We start from the raw sequence: 20,354 nt of genomic DNA, 5'->3' as shown, positions 1-20,354 counted from the left end.
CGGGGGTTTAGCGGGGCCACGCTGGGGGGGGGGGTGTTGTGCTGGTGTGGGTCTCTGCGTCACAACCCCCCACCCCCCCACCCCCCACCAACCCGACCGCCCACCCTCTCGCGCGCTCCCTCTCCCCTCCCGGATAACCCCACGGCATGGCGGGCTGGCAGTGCCGCGACCGGCGCGGACGACCGCACGATGGCCGGGCACCATCCCCCGTAGAGAGAAGGCTCGTACATGACCGTGCGGATTCGGTGGCAGGAGCCACTGTGCACCGCGTTGCTCGCCACCACGATGATCGGCACTTGTCAGACCTCGGCGGCGGCTCAGCCGTCACCCGGCAGCGACGGGTACGTGCACGTCTCGCCCGACGGCACCGTTCTCGGCGCCGATCCCTACTACCCGAAGGACGGCAACGGCGGCTACGACGTCTCCGGCTACTCGCTCGCGTTGGACTACGCGCCGTACTCGATGCTGCTGAGCGGCAAGGCGACGATCACCGCGACGGCAACACAGGACCTGAGCCGGTTCAACCTCGACCTTCGCGGTCTCACCGTACGTTCGGTGACCGTCGACGGGGTGGCCGCCGCGTTCCGGCGGGAGGGTGAACACGAACTGGTGATCACCCCACGGAACCCGGTGGCCGAAGGTACGCGGTTCACCGTGGTGGTCGGGTACGACGGGCGGCCGGAGCCGATCGGCACGGCGCGTGGCCGGGTCGGCTGGCTGGCCACGTCCGGTGATTTCGCCGTGGCCACCGGACAGCCGCATTCGGCGATGACCTGGTTCCCCGTCAACGGTACCGAGGTCGACAAAGCGACCTTGCGGGTCTCCGTCACCGTCCTGGACGAATTCTCCGTGACAGGAAACGGTTTCCAGGTCTCCGACCGGCCGGCTGGCTACGGGCGGCACACCGTCACCTGGGCGGAGGACACCGCCCTCGCCCCGAACACGGCGATGCTCGGCATCGGCCGTTGGGAGGTCGAGAGGATCACCCTTCCCGGCGGCCGGACGGCGATCAACGCCTACCATCCGTGCGCCGTCGACAACCGGAAGATCGGCGGACGGCTGCCCGAGGTGCTGGAGTTCCTCACCGGGAAGTTCGGCGACTACCCGCAATCCGCGGCGGGTGGCCTGTTCCTGGACCGTTCTCTCGGCTACACGCACGGCGCGCAGACGCGGCCGGTGTACGGACGCACGGCGACAGTCGCCGATCTCGTGTACGCCACCGCGTACCAATGGTGGGGGGCCGGGGTGAGCGGCAAGATGTGGCGTGACGCGCTGATGCCCGAGTCCATCGCGCGGTACGCGGTCTGGTTGTGGGACGAGGCCAAGAACGGCGTCGACCTGGACCGGCGGTACCGCGATCTGGTCGCCAAGGTGAGCGATGACGCGGCATTCTGGGCGCCCAAGCTCACCGATCCCGGCAAGGGGACCGAATTCGCGCCCACGGCCAAAGCGGTGCTGATGGTGCACGCGCTGCGCCGTCTCATCGGTGACGACGCCTTCTTCCAGATCCTGGCAGACTTCCCGGTGATCAACCCGCAGGGCAACCAGAACTGGCACGACTTCGAGCTCTACGTCTCCGCGATGACCCAGCGCGACCTCGGCGAGTTCAACCACGCGTGGCTCGACGGCACGGTGCGGCCGCCGGACGAGCTCCTCTACCCCGGGAAGTGACAAGACCTCGTGAGTGATTCGGATCGTTAGAACGACCCGAATCACTCACGAGTCTTTTCCAGGTGCGCGGCGTAAACCGGTGCCGTTCTCGCCTCGGCCCAGTACGTTTCGACCACGGCGGCGAGCAGTTCCGCCTGCCGCCCCGCCACGAAGGTCTCGCGATTCCAGGCGAGGACATGCCTGCGTGGCAACACATCCCCGCGCAGCGGCCGGGTGACGATCCCGAGAGCGCGCGGATCACAGATCGGCTGTGACAGGCCGATCGCGCCCGCCCGGACCACCAACAACGCCACCTGCTGCGAAGTCACCTGGTGGGTGACCGACGGGCTGAAGCCGTGCCGCGCGCAGGTGTCGGCGAAATACTTGTTGAACGTGGTCGCCGACGAATCCGACACCATCACCCACGGTTCGTCCCGCAACGCGCCCAGGTCCACGACTTCCTCGCCCGCCAGCGGATGGCCCTCCGGCAGCAGCACGAAGGTCGGCTCGGTCGCCACCACGGCGGTGGCCACGTTCGCCGGGACTTCCAGCTCGTATCCCGGGTATTCCTTGACCAGTCCCAATTCCGCGCGCCGTTGCGCCAGCAGTGGCAGCAGCCGTTCGGGATGGTCGTCGTGCACGACCTGCACCTCGGAGACCTCCGGCCACAGTCTCGTCACCAGTGACGGCAGATGCGCCACCAGCGCGCTGGCCACGGCCGCCACCCGGACGACGTCGGGCGGGCCGCTGGGGCAGACGCGCTGCTCGATGTCTTCGAGCAGTTTGTCCAGCTGTGGCAGCAAAGCGGCCGTGCGGCGCAGCAGCAGCTCGCCCATCGGCGTCGGCGTCACGCCGCCTTCGCGCCGCTCGAACAACTGGTAGCCCAGCATCTGCTCCAGCCGCTTGAGCTGGGTGGACACGGCGGGTTGCGTGACGCCGAGAGCGATCGCGGCACGGGAAAGGCTGCCCGTGTCCGCGATCGCCCGAATCACCCGCAGGTGGTGGACATCCAGCTGTACGACGTCGAACTCCTTTGTCACGTACGGGTTTTGGGCCCGTCGGAAGAAGTCATCGCCACGGGAACCGATGCGGCCGTGGTCCGTCTGCCGAGAAGAATATACAGGAGAAAAGCGCCGAAAACGGAGTTCACCGTGGGAATTCCCCACGGCAGCCAGGCGCCCACCGCGGCACCCGCCACCCAGCAGATCAACGCGGAAGGAACCCAAGCCGGGCAAGACGACGGCAACTCGCCCGACGCCCGCGTCGCCACCAGCTCCGGTTTCCAGCGCCGGACCACGTAGTACTCGGCGATCACCACCCCCGCCACCGGTGGCGTGAGCACGCCGACCCAGGTCAGGAAGGTGGTGAAATGATCGAGGATGCCGATCGCGGAGAGCACCGTGCCGAGACCGCCCAGCAGCAGGGTGGCGGTGGTGCGGTCCAACCGCCGGGACAGCAGCACCTGCACGGTGTTCACCAGCCCGAGCGAGGACGAATACAGGTTCCAGTCGTTGATCTTCAGGATCGCGGTGATCAGGATCAGCGTGCCGAGCACCCCGGACGACGAGGTGATGATCCCGACCACGTCCGCGCTTTTCGCCGCGTGCGCGAGCAGTACGCCGATCAGCCCGATCAGGTACTGCCCGAGAGTGATGCTGACCAGGGTCTGCTTCACCACGTCGGACGCCGTCCGGTTGAACCGGGTCATGTCCGGCGTCATGATCGCGCCCATGATGAACGCGCCTGCCACCAGCGTGGTGCCCTGCGCCAGCGACATCGCCGGTCCTGGCGGCGGCGCGGACATCAGCGCGGGCAGCGAATGGTCGTCGAGCGCGGTGATGATCGAATATCCGGCCAGCGCGAGGAAAGCGGGCACCGTCAGATACGCCGTCCAGGCCATCGCGTGGAAGCCGAACACGACGATCGCGGTGACCAGCGCACCGCCCGCCAGCGCCCAGACCCACACCGGCGGGCCGCCCATCAAGGCGTGCAGACCGTGCGCGAACACGTCGTTCTGCACGCCGAACCAGCCTGCCAGGCTCAGCGTCATGAGCAGTCCGACCAGCGAGGATCCGCCGGTGCCGAAGCCGGTCCAGCGCGCGAGTACCGAAGTCGAGAGCCCTTCCCGGGTGCCGGCGATGCCCATCAGGATGGTGATGATCTCCAGGAGGACCGAGCCGATCGTGATGGCCAGCACCGCGTCCCAGAACGTCATGCCGAAGCCGAGCACCGCGCCGAGCAGGAACTGATGGAACGAGGACACCTGCCCGAACCGTTGCAGCGCCACGGAAACCCAGGAATAACGGCGTTCGGCCGGTACGCGGCGCAGCGAGAAATCATCGTGTTCCATGGTCACTCCGCTCGTTCCGGGACGGCGTTCTCGAGGACGGCGAAGCCCTGCCCGGGAAGTGGCCGCCACGACAGTTCGCCGCGGTAGAGCCGTTCGAGGAAGGCGACCCGCTGGTGGTAGGCGAACACCGAACTCCCGACACCTGCCACGGCCACGGTGCCGATGAACATCGGCAACTCGGCCAGGAAGTACCGGACCGCGCTGCGCAGCTGGTCACGGGTGGGATGTTCGCCTTCGGGCAGCCGCCGGTCCAGTACCCAGCCCGTCGCGCCGAGACAGTGCTCGGCGAACTCCGCGTCGGTCGCGAAACGTTGGTGCGCCTCGGAAAGCAGGTTCAAATACGCGGGATCGGTTTCAAGCACGGCGGCGTCGAGGATCCGCTCGCGCGGGTCCGACGGATACACCTGCTGCAGCGCGCGGACGATCTTGTTGCGCGTGTAGTTGCCTTGCCGCTGTGCCTTCCGCGCGGCGCGAACCGGGTCGTAGCCGAGCGCTTCGAGCGTGAACGCCGACGGCCCGTCCGGGACGAAGAAATGGAAACCGCGAAAGCCGGACCTGGCCCAGCGGGCCAGATCGGCGATACGTTCCACCGTGAAATAGCTGTTGAAGGGGCTGATGCCGATGCACACGTGTTCGGCTCGCGACAGCGGATCGGCGCATTGCTCGGTGAGCGGCAGTGGTCGCAGCAAGACGGCTCCTGATTCGCGGGATATGCGGCGGAGTTGAGGCGCCGACCGAACCTAGCCACGCCACCGATGACCCGGGTATTGCCGGCAAATGTTGTCATCGGGTTATAGGAAATTACGGATCTCGACTTTCGGAGGTGCCGGGGCGAGGGGAAACGCGGTATACGAAGTCATGGAGATTCAGGTTCGGCATCTTCGCGTGATCTGTGAGATCGCTTCCTCCGGAAGCCTCAACCGTGCCGCGGCCTGCCTGGGGCTCGGACAGCCCGCGCTCAGCCATCAGTTGCGCCGGATCGAGCGGATGGTCGGCGGTTCGCTGTTCCACCGCGACCAGCACGGGGTGCGGCCCACCGAACTCGGCGCCCTGATCCTGCGGCGGGCCAGGGCGATCGTGCTGACCTTCGACGAACTGGAACAAGACTTCCACCGTCAGGAACCCGGAGTGGGCGAACCGCTCAGAGTCGGTTGGAACGACAGCGCCATCACGGGTTCGCTGCTGGGCGGGCTGCGCGACCTGCGGCCGGGCGAACCGTTCCGCACGCGTGCGGACACCTCGCGCACCCGGCTGCTGGCCCAGGTCGCGAACCGCGGCATCGACCTCGCGCTGATCATGATCTGCGGCGGGCGCGGTCTGCCGGTGCCGCCGGAAGTGCGGACCTTGACCCTGGCCAAGGAGCCCTCGTTCGTCGCGCTCCCTTCCGGGCACCCGCTCGCCGGCGAGGAAGAGATCGAGCTCGCCGAACTGGCCGGGGAGGACTGGATCGTGTCGAACGGCGGTGACGGCTGCCGGGTGGTGTTCCGCGAAATGTGTCTCGCGCACGGTTTCGACCCCCGGATCACCCACGACGTCGATTTCGACACCGCGCGGGAGGATCTGGTCAGCGGCGGGTACGGCGTCGGGCTGGTCCAGCCGACCCGGCCGCAGACGGACGGCCTGGCCATCCGGCCGCTGTCCGGCGCCCCGATGTGTGTGCGACACGTGCTCGCGTGGCGCGAAGACGGGCCGTGCGCGTCCGCGGCCGGAGAACTCGCCGCCGAGGCGACCGCCGGATATTGGCGGCTGGCGGAGCGGACGGCGCCGTACCGGACCTGGCTGCGCCGACACGGCAGGCTGGCCGTCGGATAACCCACTGGCATGCCGAGGCGGCACTAGAGCGCCCTTCGGGAAACGGCCGACGATGGGAATCGTCAAACACGGTCGTGGAGAGAAGGGGCACCATGCTGCCGTTGATCACTCGTACGGAACTGCGCTCGGAAATGGAGGCCGGAACGGTGGTCGTCGTCGACACCATGCCGGTCGCCTATTTCGAAAAGGAGCACATTCCCGAAGCCCGCAATATTCCGGGATTCCCGTACGAACTGGCCGCCGAGTTCACCGATCGGCTGGCGCCGAGGGTGCTACCGGACAAGGCGGCCGAGATCGTCGTCTATTGCGCGAACACGCCCTGCCGCAACAGTGAATTCGTCGGACGGCGGCTGCTGGAGCTCGGGTACACGAACGTCCGCAAATACCGCGAAGGCATCGAAGACTGGGTGGCGGGAGGATTGCCGACCAGTTCTTCGTCCTGAGTGGACTCCCCGCATCGAAGGAGAACGTCTTGTCCAAGTGCAAACGGTTCGTCTGCGTGCTGGCCGGCGTGCTCGCGCTCATCACCGGATTCGGCTCCGGCGCGGCTTCCGCCGCACCGTCGCCGACGGCCGAAAACGTGGTCACGGTGACTTCGGCCAACTACGCCCAGGTCATGGACGTCTCGCGGCAGAAGCTGGTCATCATGGACTTCGGCGCGACCTGGTGCCCGCCGTGCCGTCAGATGAAGCCGGTGATCGAACGGCTCGCCGCCGAATACGGCGGCCGGTTCCTGCTCGGCGAGGTCGACGTCGACCAGAGCCGGGACCTGGCCGGCCGGTACAACATCCGCTACCTCCCGACGCTGGTCGGCGTCCGAGACACCACCGAACTGCCCAACTCGCGGAACATCGGCTACCCGGGCGAGTCGCGGTTGCGCGCCTGGATCGACGCCCAGCTGGCGAAGGGCTGACCAGGGCTATCCGATGACGTCGGAGAGGAACGCTTCGACGGCACCGAGATAGGTCTCTGGCGCTTCGTCGTGCACCACGTGCCCGGCGCCTTGGACGACGATGTGCCGTCCGAGGCCGCCGGGCACCCGCGCGGCCAGTTCGGCCTGCTGGCCGTGCGGCATCGCCGTCCGCTCGCCTTCGATGGCGAGCAGGGGGCACTTGACGCGCTCGACGTACTCCCAGAAATCGCGCCGCCCCCATTCCGCGGCGATCTCGTACAGATCCGGAAGCGACGCGATCAGGTGATAACCGTCCTCGCGTTCTTCGACGCATTCGATGAAGTAGTCGCCGGTTTCGCCGAAGAACTCGCGCACGTGGGCCAGTGAGCGGAACGGGACCGGCCAGGATTCGAAGTAGCCACGCCATTCGTCCACCGTCCGTCCGCGCTGGTCCGGCGCGAAGTCCTCGCAGACCACGGCGCGGACGAGGTCGGGATGGATGGCCGCGGTGACCCAAGCGTGCAGGCCGCCCATCGAATGCCCGATCAAGACCGCGGGCTCGTCGAAGGTCCGCAGCAGCGCGGCGACGTCGTCGGCGAACCGCTCGGTGCGCCACGGTCCGCCACGCGGGCCGCGTCCGTGCCCGCGCGCGTCGAGACCGTGGACACGCCCGTACGGTTCGAGCCTTCGCGCGACCCGCCACCACGTCGTCGCCCTGCCCATCAACCCGTGCAGGAGGACGATCGGCGGCCCCTCACCGCCGAAAGTGACCAACCCGTCGCGCTGCATCACCACTAAGCTCCCCTCCATGCGCAGCCGTATCCCCGCCGCCGGTCTGGTCCTGGGGGTCGTCAGCGCCCTGATTATCGGTTGCAGCGTCGATGATCCCCCCGCCGCGCCCCCTCCGCCGCCGCCGATGAACCCGCTGCCCGGCGCTTCCGGCGCGGGCGACCCGTATTACCCGATGGACGGAAACGGCGGTTACGACGCCGTCGAATACCAGGTCGGGATCACTTACGACCCCGCGAAAGGGCGTCTCGACGGCGACACCACGGTGACCGCGAAAGCGACCCAAGACCTCAATCGGTACAACTTGGACTTACGCGGCTTGACGGTGCAATCCGTTGAAGTGGAGGGAAAACCGGCGAAGTTCGCCCGTGAAGGCGAATTCGAGCTGGTGGTGACGCCCGCCGAGCCGATCCGGAACGGGACCACTTTCCACACGAAGGTCGTCTACGGCGGCGACCCGTCGGCGACCCCGAAGGCGGGCGGCAGCGAAAACGGCTGGCAGAAGTCGAAGGACGGTGGCGCGTTCATCGTCGGCGAGCCGCATTCGGCGTCGTTCTGGTATCCGGTCAACGAAACCCCGCGCGACAAGGCGATGTTCAACCTCACCGCCCGGGTGCCGGACGGCTGGACGGTCATCTCGAACGGACGCGAGATCCAGAAGACCGCGGCCAACGGCTGGTCGACGACGTCCTGGCAGGAGCGCACGCCCGTGGCGGCCTACCTGACCACGGTGGCGATCGACAAGTTCACCGTCGACCGGATGTCGCTCCCCGACGGGACACCGCTGGTCAACGCGTACGCGCCGGGCGCGGAGGACCGGCGCGACACCGGCAGGCGGCTGCCGGAGATCATCGGCTTCCTGACGTCGAAATTCGGGCCGTACCCGGTCGACGCGGCGGGCGGGATCTACCTCGACGAGGACATCCACTTCTCGCTGGAGACCCAGACCAGGCCGACCTACGCGAAATGGGCCGACCTGATCACCGTGGTGCACGAAACCGCACATCAGTGGTTCGGCGATTCGGTGACGCTGAATTCGTGGTCCGACATCTGCCTCAACGAATGCTTCGCCTCGTACGCGCAATGGCTCTGGCAGGAATCGCGGGACAACGAGAACCTCGACGACCGCTATCGCGCCGCGCTCGAGATCATGGGGGGCAGCCCGGAATTCTGGTCGTCGAAGCTGGTCGGCATGGGGGCCGGCCACGAATTCCACGGCGTGTACGACAAGGGGATCCTGGCCATCCACGCGCTGCGGCGGAAGATCGGCGAAGGGGCTTTCGCGCGGCTGCTGAAGGAGTGGCCGGCGGCGTACCGGAACGCCAACGCGTCCTGGGCGGATTTCGAGGCGTTCACGATCAAGCTTTCGGAGCAGAACCTGCGGCCGTTCTTCGACGCCTGGTTCCACAGCACGGCGATCCCTCCGGACGCCGAACTGCTGCCGGGTACCCTGCGCGGCTAGGCACTTAGTCCGCTAAATGCGCGTAGTCGTCAGACGCGGCGGGTCCGGCGCGCTGCCGTGAAGGTCAATGCCAAGAACTTAAGGCGGGTGGGGCGGTCGCGTGTCGGACATGTTCGCCCACGAAGGTCGATGGTCTGTGAAGGCCTCCTTGGCGAGCACTGATTTGTTGACCTACTGGTGGAGGTCTCGCACCCGTACCGGGGACCTGAGTGAGGTGCCCTTGATCAGCCTCCGAACCGGTGGCGATCCCCGCTGTCTATGAAGGATTTGGGACACTCAACGTCCCAAATCCTTCATTGACACGCTCGACGACTCGCCGAATCACTGCTCATCTGCTGGTCAGACGTAGGTACACAAGACCACGCCTCCTTGAGGGACTCAGAGTCCCTCAAGGAGGCCTTCACGGACTGGGCCTACGCCTGACCTGGACGAGGGTGGTTCCGCAGGCATCGTCGTCCGGTCTCGTCCCTTGAGCCCGAGCACGAGCGGGGAAGATTCCGGACGCTCAACGGCCGAAATCTTCCCCACCCGACCGCACCGGCAACCCGCACAAGCCCCACCCCAGTGGGTAAGCAAAGGCGAGCCCCTCAAGGAGGCCTTCACGGACTGGCGGCAGGCGACCGAGGGCAAGGCGAACGTGGCGTGTCCTGAAGGAGTGGAACGCATTTGGTCCGCTGAATGCGGGTAGGCACGCGTCACATCGCGGCGCGAAAGAGTTTCGTCGTAGGCTGGCGGCATGGCAGTCGTGAAGATCAACGCGATCGAGGTCCCCGAAGGCGCAGGCCCCGAGCTGGAGAAGCGGTTCGCCGCACGGCTGCACGCCGTCGACAACCAGCCCGGCTTCCTCGGCTTCGAACTGCTCCGCCCGGTCTCCGGCGAGAGCCGCTACTTCGTCTACACCAAGTGGGAATCCGAAGAGGCGTACCAGGCGTGGGCGTCCGGCCCGGCGCGCGAGGCGCACGCGGGCGAGCGCGCGAAGCCGGTGTCCAGCGGGGCGAAGCTGCTGGAATTCGAGGTCGTCCAGGCTTCGAAGCCGGGTGAGTGAGCTCGAACGAGCCGCGGAACTGATCGACGGCGCCGGCGCGCTGCTCGTCTGTGCCGGTGCCGGGATGGGCGTCGACTCCGGCCTGCCCGATTTCCGGGGTGACGAAGGTTTCTGGAAGGCATATCCACCGTACGAACGGCTGGGCATCAGCTTCGTCGAGCTGGCCGACCCGCGGCATTTCGCCGAAGATCCCGAGCTGGCATGGGGTTTCTACGGGCACCGGCTCGCGCTGTACCGCGCCACCGTCCCGCACGAGGGATTCCGGCTCCTGCTGTCCTGGGGAGCGCGCAAACCCGGTGGCGTACGCGCGTTCACGTCCAATGTGGACGGACAGTTCCAGAAGGCGGGCTACGCGCACGTGGCCGAGGCCCACGGGTCCATCCACCACCTGCAGTGCCTCGGCCGGTGCACCGCCGACATCTGGCGGGCGGACGACGTCGAGGTCCCGATCGACGAGGACACGATGCGCGCGCTGAAGCCGCTGCCGTCGTGCCCGCGTTGTGGCGGCCTCGCACGGCCCAACATCCTCATGTTCGGCGATTACGAGTGGCTTGAACAGCGCAGCCAGGCCCAGCTCGACGAGCTGACCGCGTGGCGGCGCGCGCATCGCGACCTCGTGGTGGTGGAACTCGGCGCCGGGCAGGCCGTGCCGACGGTGCGGCGTTATGCCGAACTGGCCAGCGCCGCGACCGGTTCACTCATCCGGATCAACCCGCGTGAGCCGCAGGTCCGGCACGGCCGGGGTGTCTCACTGGCGAGCAACGGCCTCGAAACCCTCGAAGCGCTGGACGCCATGCTCGGCTAAGGCCGGATCCACAGGTCGCGGTCACCCTTCAGTAACACCCGCCCGTCATCGAGGGTCACCGCGGCGACGAGCTGATCCGCCGGGCAGCCCAGCTCACCCCGCTGCCAGCCGCCGTCCGCGACCCAGACCACCGCACACGACCTTTTCGAGGTCTGGGCCCGGTTCCACTCCGTGCGGTCGCCGAACAGCACCGCTTTGCCCGCCTTGTCGACCGTCCCGCCGAGGATCCGGCCGTCGCCGAGGGAACCGGTCTCCCAGTCGCCGGGCGCGCCGGTCACGACCAGCGTCCCTCCCGCGGAACCCCCGGCCAGCAGCCATTTCCCAGCCGTCCGGAGCACCGTGGAAAACCAGAGGTCGCTCCCCCGCACCGGAACCTCCGACACCCTCCAGGTCGCGCCCGCGTCACCGGAGGCCCACACCCGCACATCCGCGCCGAGGGAGCCGGCCACGAGGATCTGATCGCCCTCGGCAGCGATCGCCCTCGGCGCCCAGTGCCCCGGCCGGTCCTGCGGCAAGACGATCTCGCGCGCACTACGGCCTTCGTCCCCGGAAACCCACGCGATCGGCTCGGACCGTTCTTCGCCGGGGAACTCCCGGACCCCGACACCGACCACGGTGCGGCCCGCGCGGACCAGCGCCACCGGTCGCCGGTCGGGGCCCGGCCGGAACAGCCGCTCGGCCTCGGCGGCGGGATCCTGGAGGCCGAGAGACCGTGCCTCGCCCGGCCGGGCGGCGAAACCCAGCGCGCTCTCCGCGGCGCTCGGCGGCAGACTTCCCGGGACACAGGCCGCGACCAGCAAGAGCGCGAGAAGTCCCCAGAGCTTCTTCATGAGCGGGAAGACTGCCAGCGGAAGGTCACTTTCCGGGCAGGACGACCTCGGCGTAGACGGCGTCGTGATCGCTGCCCGGCATCTCCAGCACCGCGAAATCCGCGATGGCCGCCCGCTTGTCCGCCAGCACGTGGTCGATCGGCACCGGCGGCACCACGCCGTTCGTCCAGGTCCCCGTCAGCGCCTTCCCCGTCTGATCGGCCGCGTCCACGTATCCCCTGGTCAGCAGCTCACGGAAGAGTGCGTGGTCGAGGCTGGCGTTGAAGTCGCCCGCCAGGATCCGGATGTCGTGCTCGGCGTCGGCGTAGGGCAGGTCCTTGGCTTCGTCGACCCATACGTGCCTGTCCCACATCGGCGCGGCCGGATGGACCGCGACGACCTCGATCCGGACGCCGTCACCGAGGTCGATACCCGCGCTCGGCTGCTTGAAGTCCGAAGCGCCGGTCAGCTTCAGCGGCGTGAGCGGGTACTTCGACACCAGCCCGGAGCCGGACGCCCACTCCGCCGGGTGCAGCACGTGGAACGGCAGGATCTCGAACAGACCGGCCCGCTCCAGCTTCGTGACCGCCTCGGGCGTCATCTCGGTCAGGCTCAGGACGTCGACCTGGTGTTCCTTCACGTAACCGACGATTTTGGCCGGGTCCGCCCGTCCCCCGAGCATGTTCGACGCCAGCACGCGGACGTGCTTGCCGTCGAGCGCCTTCTGTTCGTTCGCGAAGGCGCGGGGCAATACCAGCGCGGCGATCGTGCAGGTCAGCACCAGCGCGACGGCCCCGGTCCACCAGCGGCGCAGCCCGAGCGCGAGGACGGCGAGCACCAGCGTCGCGATCCCGGCGTACGGGGTCAGCGCGAGCGCCGCGATCGTGTACGTGTTGCCGTCGTAGCCGACGAGCCGCAACCCCGTCAGCACCGCGAACGGCACGACCGCCCCGATGAGCAGCCCGCTGACCAGCGTGCCGCGAGTGCCACGACGCGTCCGGACGGGAGCCGCCGTCGGCCGTTCTTCGATCACCATGCCGTCGAGTATGCCGATCGGCGACGGCGGGGCGGCGGTCTCCACAACACCTTCACAACCTCCTCACACCGCGTCTACCAGCGCTTATCAGGCGCTGCCAGCGCGCTGTGCGCCGTCTGCCAGCGAGGGAGGGCACCTTTGTCCGCGGGGCGAGATCCACAGGAGGAAACATGTCGCACGCGATCAGGGCCGAGGGCCTGGTCAAGCACTATGGGGAGACGAAGGCGCTCGACGGGGTCGATCTGGAGGTCCCGGCGGGCAAGGTGGTCGGGGTGCTGGGGCCGAACGGCGCGGGGAAGACGACCGCCGTCCGGATCCTGGCCACCTTGATCCGGCCGGACCGCGGCCACGCGAGCGTGTTCGGCTACGACGTCGTCAAGAACCCGATGGCGGTCCGGAGCATGATCGGGCTGACCGGGCAGTACGCGTCGGTCGACGAGGACCTCTCCGGCACGGAGAACCTCGTCCTGATCGGCAGGCTGCTGGAGCTGTCGAGGGCGGACGCGAAGAAGCGCGCGGCCGACCTGCTGGAGCGATTCGAACTGACCGACGCCGCCGGACGCGCGATCAAGACGTACTCGGGCGGGATGCGGCGGCGGCTCGACCTCGCCGCGAGCCTTGTCGGCCGTCCCAAGGTGCTCTACCTGGACGAACCGACCACCGGTCTCGACCCGCATGCCCGCAACGAGGTCTGGGCCGTGGTCCGGACGCTGGTCGCCGACGGGACCACGGTGCTGCTCACCACGCAGTACCTGGAGGAGGCCGACCAGCTGGCCGACACGATCACCGTGTTCGACCACGGCCACGTCGTGGCGAACGGGCGGGCCGACGAGCTCAAGCGGCGGACCGGCGGCCAGACGCTGCAGGTCCGGCCGACCGCGCTCGGCGATCTCGACGCCGTCGAGCGCATCCTGGCCGGGCTCACCGGGATCCGGCCGAACCGGGACGACGACACCGGGCTGCTCACCGCGCCCGTCGCCGACCCGGTGCTGCTGTCCACCCTGGTCCGCAAGCTGGACGAGGCCGGGATCACCGCGGACGAGCTGGCGCTGCGGCTGCCCAGCCTCGACGAGGTGTTCCTCGCGCTGACCGGCAAGAAGACCGACGAGTCCACAAAGGACGCAACTCCGGAAGGGAGCCTGGTATGACGACCATCGCAGCGCCCGCACCACCACGGCGCGTTTCACTGTCCAGCGGCGTTCAGCACGGGCTTTCCCTTGCCTGGCGCGGCATCCTGAAGATCCGGAAGAATCCGGAGCAGCTGGCCGACGTCACCATCGCGCCGATCATCTTCCTGGTCATGTTCGTCTACCTCTTCGGTGGCGCGATCATGGGCAGCACCGAGGGCTACCTGCAGATGATCGTGCCCGGCATCATGGTGTTCAACATCCTGCAGGCCAGCATGACCGTCGGCGTCCAGCTCAACACCGACGTCACCAAGGGTGTGTTCGACCGGTTCCGCGCGATGCCGATCTCCCGGTCCGCGCCGCTGGTCGGCGCCGTACTGGCCGACATCGTGCGGTACCTGGTGTGCATCACCGTGCTGATGATCGTCGCGACGATCATGGGCTACCGGATCCAGACCGGCCCGGCGGAGTTCGTGCTCGCCGTCGTCTTGGCCATCGCGTTCGCGCTGTCGTTCTGCTGGGCGTCGGTGTTCGTCGGGATGCTGGTGAAGAGCCCCGGCGCGGTGCAGGGCCTGATGTTCGTGGTCCTGATGCCGCTGACCTTCGGCAGCAACGTCTTCGTGCCGACCGGCACCATGCCCGGCTGGTTGAAGGCGTGGGCGGACATCAGCCCGGTGACGCAGATGTCCGACGTACTGCGCGGGTTGATGAACGGTGGCGCGATCGCCGGTCCGCTGACCGGCTCGCTGATCTGGATGGCGGCCGCGATCGCGGTCTTCTTCCCGCTCGCCACCTGGGCTTACCGGAAGCGCGTCTGACTCCGGGTCAGGGGGAACGCGCGTGAAGGCCCCCTTCCCTCGGATGAGCCGAGGGAAGGGGGCCTTCACGCGCTCGCTTCGGCGCTGAGCCAGGAGAGCAGCTCGTCCCGGGACAGTTCGGTGTCCTGGACGAGAAGGGCTTCGTAGCGCTCCTCGCCGAAATGCTCGCGGAGGTCGTCGGTCAACTGCCGGATGGCGGGCTCGCCGAGGTCGAGCCTGCCGCGGAGGAGCTTCGCCGCGCCGAGCAGGCGAACGGCGACGCCCGCGCGGCCCTGCCGGAACCGGATCAGACCGAGGACCTCGACGATCCGCCCGAGATCGGGCATGTCGGCCCGCGCCACGGTGGACTTCACGACGACCGCGGCACCGCGTTCGGCCGCCGCCAGATCTCCGGCGGCCAGCGCGACTTCCGTGTCGATGTACCCGCCGAACTCGTCGGCGAACATACCCGGCATCGGCACCTTGTCCATCGACTCCCGGAACCGGGCGGCGACCTCGCGCGCCTCGTCCACCCGTCCGGCGCGGCTGAACAGATCGGCCTTGCCCACCAGCACCATCACCGCGAGCTGGTCGTTGCCCGTGTCGATCGCGTACCGCTCCGCCTCGCGGATCTCGCGCATCGCCGTGTCGAGGTCACCGGCCCGCGCGTACTCGGTCGCGAGCCGCCAGCGCTGCTGGATCACGTCGTCCTGCGAACCCAGTTCGAGGGCGAGGTCGAGCCCTTGCCGGTACAGCGAAAGCGCGGCCTCGTGGTCACCGGACATCGAGATGTCGGACGCCTTCATCCCGACCGCCATCGCGGTACCCCAGCGGTCGCCGACGGCCGAGAACCCGTCGAAGGCCCGGTCTCGCGCCTGGTCCGCGCCCTCGGAGTCCCCTTGGTCGGCGAGGATGAAACTCTGCGCCCACGACGCGGCGGCCCGTGCCCACGGATCCGGGCTCGACAGCGCCCGCGCCACCTCGCGGTGGGCGATTTCCCTTTCCTTGCAGAAGAACGCGAGCATCGGCAGGCCGAGAGCCAGCCCGGCGAAGCGTTCGTACGCCTTCGTCCGCACGCATTGGTCGATGAGCGCCAAGCCCTCGACCGGATCGCCGACCCCGGGCGCCATCGCCATCATCGCGCGGATCGCCCGGAACGCGGCGACGAAGTCCTCGCCGAGCCGATCGCCGAAGGTGAGCACCTCGGTGACGAACGCCTCGGCCCGGTCACTGTCGCCCTTGATCAGCCAGTACCAGAAGATGCCGCTGAACAGGCGGGTCGTCATTTCGACGTCCTCGGCGTCGATCGCCTGACGCAGCGCGGTCACGATGTTGCCGTGTTCGGCGTCGTACCGCGAGATGGCGATGAGCTGGTCCCGCGTCCGCAGCGACGGCTCCAGCCGCTCGACGAGCTGCGCGTAGTAGCGGTGATAGGCCTTTGTCAGCTGTTCTCGCTCTTCGGCCTCGTCCAGCCGTTCCGCCGCGTAGGCCCGGATGGTCTCGAGCATGCGATAACGAGGCTCACCCTGCTCGCCGGCCACCGCGTCCACAATGGACTTCTCAACGAGCGAACCGAGGACGTACAGGACGTCTTCGGACGGCAGGTCATCGCCGGAGCAGACGGCTTCGACCGCTTCGACCTCGGCACCGGCGCCGAACACCGAAAGCCGTCTGGCGAGGAGGCGTTCGGCGTCGTCGAGCAGATCCCAGCTCCACTCGACGACGGCGCGCAGGGTGCGTTGCCTCGGCAACGCCGTCCGGCTGCCCGAGGTCAGCAGGCGGAACCGGTCGTCGAGACGCTGCGAGATCTGCGCGACGGTCATCGAACGCAGCCGCGCGGCGGCCAGTTCCAGCGCCAGCGGCATCCCGTCGAGCCGTCGGCAGATCTGCGCGACGTCGTCCACAGTGGACTCGTCGAGGACGAAATCCGGGCGCACGGCCAACGCCCTGTCGACGAACAGCCGGATCGCGCCCGCCTCGGCCGCCTGCGGAACGGTCGGCTTCCCCTCCGGTACCGCCAGCGGACCGAGCGGGCACAGCGTCTCGCCGTCGATGGCCAGCGGCTCGCGGCTCGTCGCGAGGACTCGCAGGGTCGGCACGCGTCGCAGGAGGGTGTTCACCAGCTCCGCGGCCGCCTCGACCACATGCTCGCAGTTGTCCAGCACCAGCACCGACTCACCGGCGCCGAGGGTCTCCACGACGCGGGCCAGCGCGTCCACCGGGCGCCGTATCGGGTCGCCGCCGTGCGAGAGACCGAGGTCCCACAGTTCCAGTGCCGCGAAGACCGCGCCGGGCAGGTCACCGGGGTCGCGGACACCGGCGAGCGGGACGAACCAGACGCGCCCGCGCGCGTGCGCCGGATGCCGTGTCGCGACCTCCGTGGCCAACCGGGTCTTCCCGGCGCCGCCTGGCCCGACCAGTGTCACCAGCCGCGCACCGGCGAGGAGCTCGGCGACCAGCTTCATCTCGTCGTCGCGGCCGACGAAGCTGGTCAACCGCACCGGGAGATGATCGGCGGCCGCGGGCGGCGGGCCGAGTTCCCCGCGCAGCGCGGCGAGGTGGAGCTGACGGAGTTCGGCCGAGGGGTCGACACCCAGCTCGTCGGCCAGCGCCGTCCGGAGCTCTTCGTAGACGGCGAGGGCGTCGGACTGCCGGTCCGCCGCGCACAGCGCCCGGATCCACAGCCCGGCGAGGCGTTCGCGCAGCGGATTCCGCGCGGCGGCCTCCTTGAGATCCGCGAGGACCCCGTCGTGCCCGCCGAGCCGGATCTCCGCCTCGAAGCGATCTTCGGCGGCTTCGAGACGCAGATCCTCCAGCCTCGTCGCCGGTGCCTGCGCGAAGGGCGCTTCGAGTACGTCCGCCAGTGCTTGACCACGCCAGAGGCTGAGCGCCTCGGCGAGGATCGCGGCCGCGCCGGAGTCCCGGCCCGCCGCCAGCTCCGCTCGGCCCTCCGCCGCCAGCCGTTCGAAACGGAAGACGTCGACGTCCTCGCGGGCGATGTCCAGCCGGTAGCCGCCAGGACCCGAATCGAGGGTGACGTTGTCGGCACGCAGTACCTTGCGCAACCGCGAGACCAGGGATTGCAGCGCGTTCGCCGCGTCGGACGGCGGTTCCTCGCCCCAGAGCCCGTCGATGAGCACCGCCGCCGGGACACCGCGGCCGGGGTCCAGCGCGAGCCTTGCCAAGAGCATGCGGAGGCGGACACCGCCGATGTCGACCGGGGTGCCGTCACCGGCCTCCGCTCCGACCGGGCCCAGCAGCGTCACACGCACGGCCCCCAGCTTTCCAGAACCCGCAACCGGTCAGCCCCCTAGGCGACGGAAGTGGGGATTATCCGGGCACCAAGGAGCTTTCCGGGCGGCCGGCCGGGGTCACGGGACTAGGTTCGGGACCAAACGACAGCCGATCGACTGGGAGCGTGAATGAGGTACCGGAGTGCGGCCGTCATCGCCGCCGTTCTGGCCGCGAGTGCCCTCGGCGGTGGCACCGCCCTCGCCGACACCGGGAAACCCGGCGCCGACGGCGCGGGCGACAGCTACTATCCGCAGGACGGCAACGGCGGCTACGACGTCGGCGACTACAACCTGAAGATCGGCTACGAACCGGCGACCAAGCAGCTCACCGGCCTGCAGACGATCACCGGCCGGGCGACACAGGCGCTCAGCTCGTTCAACCTCGACCTGCACGGGCTGACCGTCGACTCGGTCAAGGTCAACGGGCGGACGGCGACCTTCACGCGGACCGGTGACCACGAGCTGGTGATCACCCCGGCCCGTTCGCTGCGCGACCGCGAGCGGTTCACCGCCGAGATCGCCTACCACGGCGTCCCGCAGGCGATCGAAGATCCGTCGCTGGGCCCGAACGGCTGGCAGTACGCGAAATCCGGCGGCGCTTTCGTCGCGGGCGAGCCGAAGTCCGCGACGACCTGGTACCCGGTCAACGACACCCCGCGCGACAAGGCGACCTTCCACCTCGCGGTCACCGTGCCCTCGGCATGGGGCGTCATCTCGAACGGCCGCGAGCGCGGGCAGTTCGTTTCGGGCAACGACACCACGTACGTCTGGGCCGAAGAGACCCCGGCCGTGCCGTACATGACGACGGTCGCGATCGACAAATGGGAGTTCGAGCGGACGAAGCTGTCCGACGGCACCCCGGTCGTCAACTCCTACGCGCCGGGCACGCCCGCCGCGACCAAACAGGCCGAGGCACGGCTGCCGGAGATCATCGACTTCCTGTCCTCGAAGTTCGGCCGGTACCCGGTGGACGCCGCGGGCGGCATCTTCCTCGCCGAGCCGATCGGGTTCTCGCTGGAGACCCTGAGCAGGCCGATCTACTCGGGCGCGGCCGGCAACATCCCGACGATCGTGCACGAGAACGCCCACCAGTGGTGGGGCGACTCGGTCGCCGTCGACAAGTGGAAGGACGTCTGCCTCAACGAATGCTTCGCCTCGTACGCGGAGTGGATGTGGTCCGAGGCGAAGTCGGGCCAGGATCTCAAGGCGCGCTACCTGTCCGCCGTGCAGAAGGCGTCGGACCGGTTCTGGGCCGGGAAACTGTACGACATGGGGCCCGGCAACGAGTTCACGTACGTTTACTCGAAGGGCCCGGTGGCGCTGCACGCGCTGAAGAACTACATCGGCGCGGCCCCGTTCGACCGCATCCTGAAAACGTGGCCGGCCCTGCACCGGGACGGCAACGCGAGCCTGCCGGAGTTCCAGAAGTTCGCCGAGCGCGTCGCGCACAAGAACCTCCAGGGTTTCTTCGACGCGTGGTTCTACGGCAACACCAAACCGGCGCCCGAGTTCCTCTACCCCGGGGACCTCAAGCCCGCTGCCTGACGCGTGTCACCCAGACCGACGTCGGCCGCCTGGGCGAGGACACGCGCGCGCGTTCTCTTCGGCCGGAGGCCTCGGTTTTGCGGAGGCGGGCCGCTGACACGGTTGAGTGAGTCGAACAACCAGTGCCTCGGCCCGGCTGCGGAAAACCGAAGGCGCGCTTTGAGCGACACTGCCTGACGTCTGTCACACGTTAGGGTGAGCGGCATGACGTCAGTGCTCCTCACCGGTTTCGAACCGTTCGGCGGTGAGCGGGTGAACCCGTCGTGGCAGGCGGTTTCCCTGCTCACCGGCCGGCGGCGCGACGCTGTGGCCGTCGAGCTGCCGTGCGTGTTCTCGCGTTCGCTGATCACCTTGCGCGACGCGATCGACGAATACCGCCCGGAACTGGTGATCTGCGTCGGACAGGCGGGCGGCCGCCCCGACGTCACCCCGGAACGCGTCGCGATCAACCTGATCGACGCGCGGATCCCGGACAACGCGGGCTCGCAACCTGTCGACGTCCCGGTGATCCCGGGCGGGCCCAACGCGTACTTCACGACCCTGCCGGTGAAGGCGTGCGTCGCGGGGATCAAGAACGCGGGTCTTCCGGCGTCGGTCTCGCACACCGCGGGGACGTACGTGTGCAACCAGGTCTTCTACGGGCTGATGCACTTGCTGGACAACGACTTCCCCGGCGTGCGAGGCGGCTTCGTGCACGTCCCCTATACGCCGGAACAAGCCGCGCGGACGACCGCGCCGAGCCTTGCCGTGCATCGTGCGGCGGAGGCGCTGGGGATCATCGTGGACACCGCGCTCTCGGTCACCGAGGATCTCTCGACACCGGCGGGCACGCTGCACTGAGCGGTTCGTGCTCGGTACAGGTGGTGGGGGGGGGGGGGGGGGGGGGGGGATTACAGGAGAAGGGTCTCGACCATCGCCAGTCGGGAGGACATACCGACGCGA

General features: G+C 68.6%; 18 protein-coding genes. 11 read left to right on the top strand and 7 right to left on the bottom strand.

Features of this window, described 5'->3' with window-relative positions:
* The first annotated feature begins 228 nt into the window (after window positions 1–228).
* Window positions 229–1,671, top strand: a complete 1,443-nt coding sequence (locus ACZ5ZX_RS13065; RefSeq protein WP_465502213.1) for a M1 family metallopeptidase — start codon at window positions 229–231, stop codon at window positions 1,669–1,671.
* 41 nt (window positions 1,672–1,712) lie between these two features.
* Here the strand turns inward: ACZ5ZX_RS13065 and ACZ5ZX_RS13060 are convergent, their stop codons facing one another.
* The 3 genes from ACZ5ZX_RS13060 to ACZ5ZX_RS13050 are packed head-to-tail and all read right to left on the bottom strand — an operon-like array spanning window position 1,713 to window position 4,689.
* Window positions 1,713–2,690, bottom strand: a complete 978-nt coding sequence (locus ACZ5ZX_RS13060; RefSeq protein ID WP_465502212.1) for a LysR family transcriptional regulator — start codon at window positions 2,688–2,690, stop codon at window positions 1,713–1,715.
* On the bottom strand, window positions 2,687–4,000 hold the full coding sequence (locus ACZ5ZX_RS13055; protein ID WP_465502211.1) for a purine-cytosine permease family protein: 1,314 nt from the start codon (window positions 3,998–4,000) through the stop codon (window positions 2,687–2,689). The genes ACZ5ZX_RS13060 and ACZ5ZX_RS13055 overlap by 4 nt, the downstream gene beginning before the upstream one ends.
* Window positions 4,001–4,002: 2 nt before the next feature.
* Complete coding sequence (locus tag ACZ5ZX_RS13050; RefSeq protein ID WP_465502210.1) at window positions 4,003–4,689, bottom strand: tRNA-dependent cyclodipeptide synthase; 687 nt, start codon at window positions 4,687–4,689, stop codon at window positions 4,003–4,005.
* 169 nt (window positions 4,690–4,858) lie between these two features.
* Between ACZ5ZX_RS13050 and ACZ5ZX_RS13045 the strand changes: the two genes are divergently transcribed.
* The 3 genes from ACZ5ZX_RS13045 to ACZ5ZX_RS13035 all read left to right on the top strand — a co-directional run bounded on the left by ACZ5ZX_RS13045 (window position 4,859) and on the right by ACZ5ZX_RS13035 (window position 6,725).
* A complete protein-coding gene (locus tag ACZ5ZX_RS13045; RefSeq protein ID WP_465502209.1) occupies window positions 4,859–5,812 on the top strand; it encodes a LysR family transcriptional regulator in 954 nt (317 codons plus the stop codon).
* Between the two features lie 92 nt (window positions 5,813–5,904).
* Window positions 5,905–6,255 carry a rhodanese-like domain-containing protein gene (locus tag ACZ5ZX_RS13040; RefSeq protein WP_465502208.1) on the top strand — a complete coding sequence of 117 codons (351 nt, stop codon included), beginning with the start codon at window positions 5,905–5,907 and terminating at the stop codon, window positions 6,253–6,255.
* Between the two features lie 29 nt (window positions 6,256–6,284).
* Window positions 6,285–6,725, top strand: a complete 441-nt coding sequence (locus ACZ5ZX_RS13035; protein ID WP_465502207.1) for a thioredoxin family protein — start codon at window positions 6,285–6,287, stop codon at window positions 6,723–6,725.
* Between the two features lie 6 nt (window positions 6,726–6,731).
* Here the strand turns inward: ACZ5ZX_RS13035 and ACZ5ZX_RS13030 are convergent, their stop codons facing one another.
* The gene (locus tag ACZ5ZX_RS13030) at window positions 6,732–7,493 is read right to left on the bottom strand and encodes an alpha/beta fold hydrolase (RefSeq protein ID WP_465502719.1); all 762 of its coding nucleotides are present in this window, start codon (window positions 7,491–7,493) and stop codon (window positions 6,732–6,734) included.
* 19 nt (window positions 7,494–7,512) lie between these two features.
* On the opposite strand from ACZ5ZX_RS13030, the gene ACZ5ZX_RS13025 reads away from it, so the two are divergent.
* The 3 genes from ACZ5ZX_RS13025 to ACZ5ZX_RS13015 all read left to right on the top strand — a co-directional run bounded on the left by ACZ5ZX_RS13025 (window position 7,513) and on the right by ACZ5ZX_RS13015 (window position 10,805).
* On the top strand, window positions 7,513–8,955 hold the full coding sequence (locus ACZ5ZX_RS13025; RefSeq protein ID WP_465502206.1) for a M1 family metallopeptidase: 1,443 nt from the start codon (window positions 7,513–7,515) through the stop codon (window positions 8,953–8,955).
* Window positions 8,956–9,691: 736 nt separating this feature from the next.
* Window positions 9,692–10,000: an antibiotic biosynthesis monooxygenase family protein gene (locus ACZ5ZX_RS13020; RefSeq protein WP_061989337.1), complete on the top strand. Its 309-nt coding sequence runs from the start codon at window positions 9,692–9,694 to the stop codon at window positions 9,998–10,000.
* A complete protein-coding gene (locus ACZ5ZX_RS13015) occupies window positions 9,993–10,805 on the top strand; it encodes an SIR2 family NAD-dependent protein deacylase (protein ID WP_465502205.1) in 813 nt (270 codons plus the stop codon). The genes ACZ5ZX_RS13020 and ACZ5ZX_RS13015 overlap by 8 nt, the downstream gene beginning before the upstream one ends.
* Here ACZ5ZX_RS13015 and ACZ5ZX_RS13010 read toward each other — a convergent pair.
* Window positions 10,802–11,635, bottom strand: a complete 834-nt coding sequence (locus ACZ5ZX_RS13010) for a hypothetical protein (RefSeq protein ID WP_465502204.1) — start codon at window positions 11,633–11,635, stop codon at window positions 10,802–10,804. The two genes, ACZ5ZX_RS13015 and ACZ5ZX_RS13010, sit on opposite strands and share 4 nt — an antisense overlap.
* A gap of 25 nt (window positions 11,636–11,660) precedes the next feature.
* Window positions 11,661–12,695 (bottom strand): endonuclease/exonuclease/phosphatase family protein, encoded by a 1,035-nt coding sequence (locus ACZ5ZX_RS13005; protein WP_465502203.1) that lies wholly within the window; start codon window positions 12,693–12,695, stop codon window positions 11,661–11,663.
* Between the two features lie 125 nt (window positions 12,696–12,820).
* On the opposite strand from ACZ5ZX_RS13005, the gene ACZ5ZX_RS13000 reads away from it, so the two are divergent.
* Both ACZ5ZX_RS13000 and ACZ5ZX_RS12995 read left to right on the top strand, forming a co-directional pair.
* Entirely contained in the window at window positions 12,821–13,798 is a 978-nt protein-coding gene (locus tag ACZ5ZX_RS13000) for an ATP-binding cassette domain-containing protein (protein ID WP_465502202.1), read from the top strand.
* Complete coding sequence (locus ACZ5ZX_RS12995; RefSeq protein WP_061989343.1) at window positions 13,795–14,595, top strand: ABC transporter permease; 801 nt, start codon at window positions 13,795–13,797, stop codon at window positions 14,593–14,595. Before ACZ5ZX_RS13000 ends, ACZ5ZX_RS12995 begins: the two co-directional genes overlap by 4 nt.
* Before the next feature lie 65 nt (window positions 14,596–14,660).
* Here the strand turns inward: ACZ5ZX_RS12995 and ACZ5ZX_RS12990 are convergent, their stop codons facing one another.
* Window positions 14,661–17,846, bottom strand: a complete 3,186-nt coding sequence (locus tag ACZ5ZX_RS12990) for an AfsR/SARP family transcriptional regulator (RefSeq protein ID WP_465502201.1) — start codon at window positions 17,844–17,846, stop codon at window positions 14,661–14,663.
* Window positions 17,847–17,996: 150 nt separating this feature from the next.
* On the opposite strand from ACZ5ZX_RS12990, the gene ACZ5ZX_RS12985 reads away from it, so the two are divergent.
* Complete coding sequence (locus ACZ5ZX_RS12985) at window positions 17,997–19,412, top strand: M1 family metallopeptidase (RefSeq protein ID WP_465502200.1); 1,416 nt, start codon at window positions 17,997–17,999, stop codon at window positions 19,410–19,412.
* A gap of 204 nt (window positions 19,413–19,616) precedes the next feature.
* On the top strand, window positions 19,617–20,252 hold the full coding sequence (gene pcp, locus ACZ5ZX_RS12980; RefSeq protein WP_465502199.1) for a pyroglutamyl-peptidase I: 636 nt from the start codon (window positions 19,617–19,619) through the stop codon (window positions 20,250–20,252).
* Window positions 20,253–20,354: the final 102 nt, after the last annotated feature.

This window comes from Amycolatopsis sp. NPDC033938, from assembly GCF_055575975.1.
Note: the sequence above shows the minus strand (reverse complement) of the source record. Positions and strands in the feature narration are given on the sequence as shown.

Bases quoted from the DNA above. Each gene is read 5' to 3' on its own strand.
- ACZ5ZX_RS13030 (WP_465502719.1), bottom strand. From the start codon at position 7,493: ATGCAGCGCGACGGGTTGGTCACTTTCGGCGGTGAGGGGCCGCCGATC.
- ACZ5ZX_RS13025 (WP_465502206.1), top strand. From the start codon at position 7,513: ATGCGCAGCCGTATCCCCGCCGCCGGTCTGGTCCTGGGGGTCGTCAGC.
- ACZ5ZX_RS13040 (WP_465502208.1), top strand. From the start codon at position 5,905: ATGCTGCCGTTGATCACTCGTACGGAACTGCGCTCGGAAATGGAGGCC.
- ACZ5ZX_RS13055 (WP_465502211.1), bottom strand. From the start codon at position 4,000: ATGGAACACGATGATTTCTCGCTGCGCCGCGTACCGGCCGAACGCCGT.
- ACZ5ZX_RS13000 (WP_465502202.1), top strand. From the start codon at position 12,821: ATGTCGCACGCGATCAGGGCCGAGGGCCTGGTCAAGCACTATGGGGAG.
- ACZ5ZX_RS13020 (WP_061989337.1), top strand. From the start codon at position 9,692: ATGGCAGTCGTGAAGATCAACGCGATCGAGGTCCCCGAAGGCGCAGGC.
- ACZ5ZX_RS13045 (WP_465502209.1), top strand. From the start codon at position 4,859: ATGGAGATTCAGGTTCGGCATCTTCGCGTGATCTGTGAGATCGCTTCC.
- ACZ5ZX_RS13010 (WP_465502204.1), bottom strand. From the start codon at position 11,635: ATGAAGAAGCTCTGGGGACTTCTCGCGCTCTTGCTGGTCGCGGCCTGT.
- ACZ5ZX_RS13065 (WP_465502213.1), top strand. From the start codon at position 229: ATGACCGTGCGGATTCGGTGGCAGGAGCCACTGTGCACCGCGTTGCTC.
- pcp (WP_465502199.1), top strand. From the start codon at position 19,617: ATGACGTCAGTGCTCCTCACCGGTTTCGAACCGTTCGGCGGTGAGCGG.
- ACZ5ZX_RS12985 (WP_465502200.1), top strand. From the start codon at position 17,997: ATGAGGTACCGGAGTGCGGCCGTCATCGCCGCCGTTCTGGCCGCGAGT.
- ACZ5ZX_RS12995 (WP_061989343.1), top strand. From the start codon at position 13,795: ATGACGACCATCGCAGCGCCCGCACCACCACGGCGCGTTTCACTGTCC.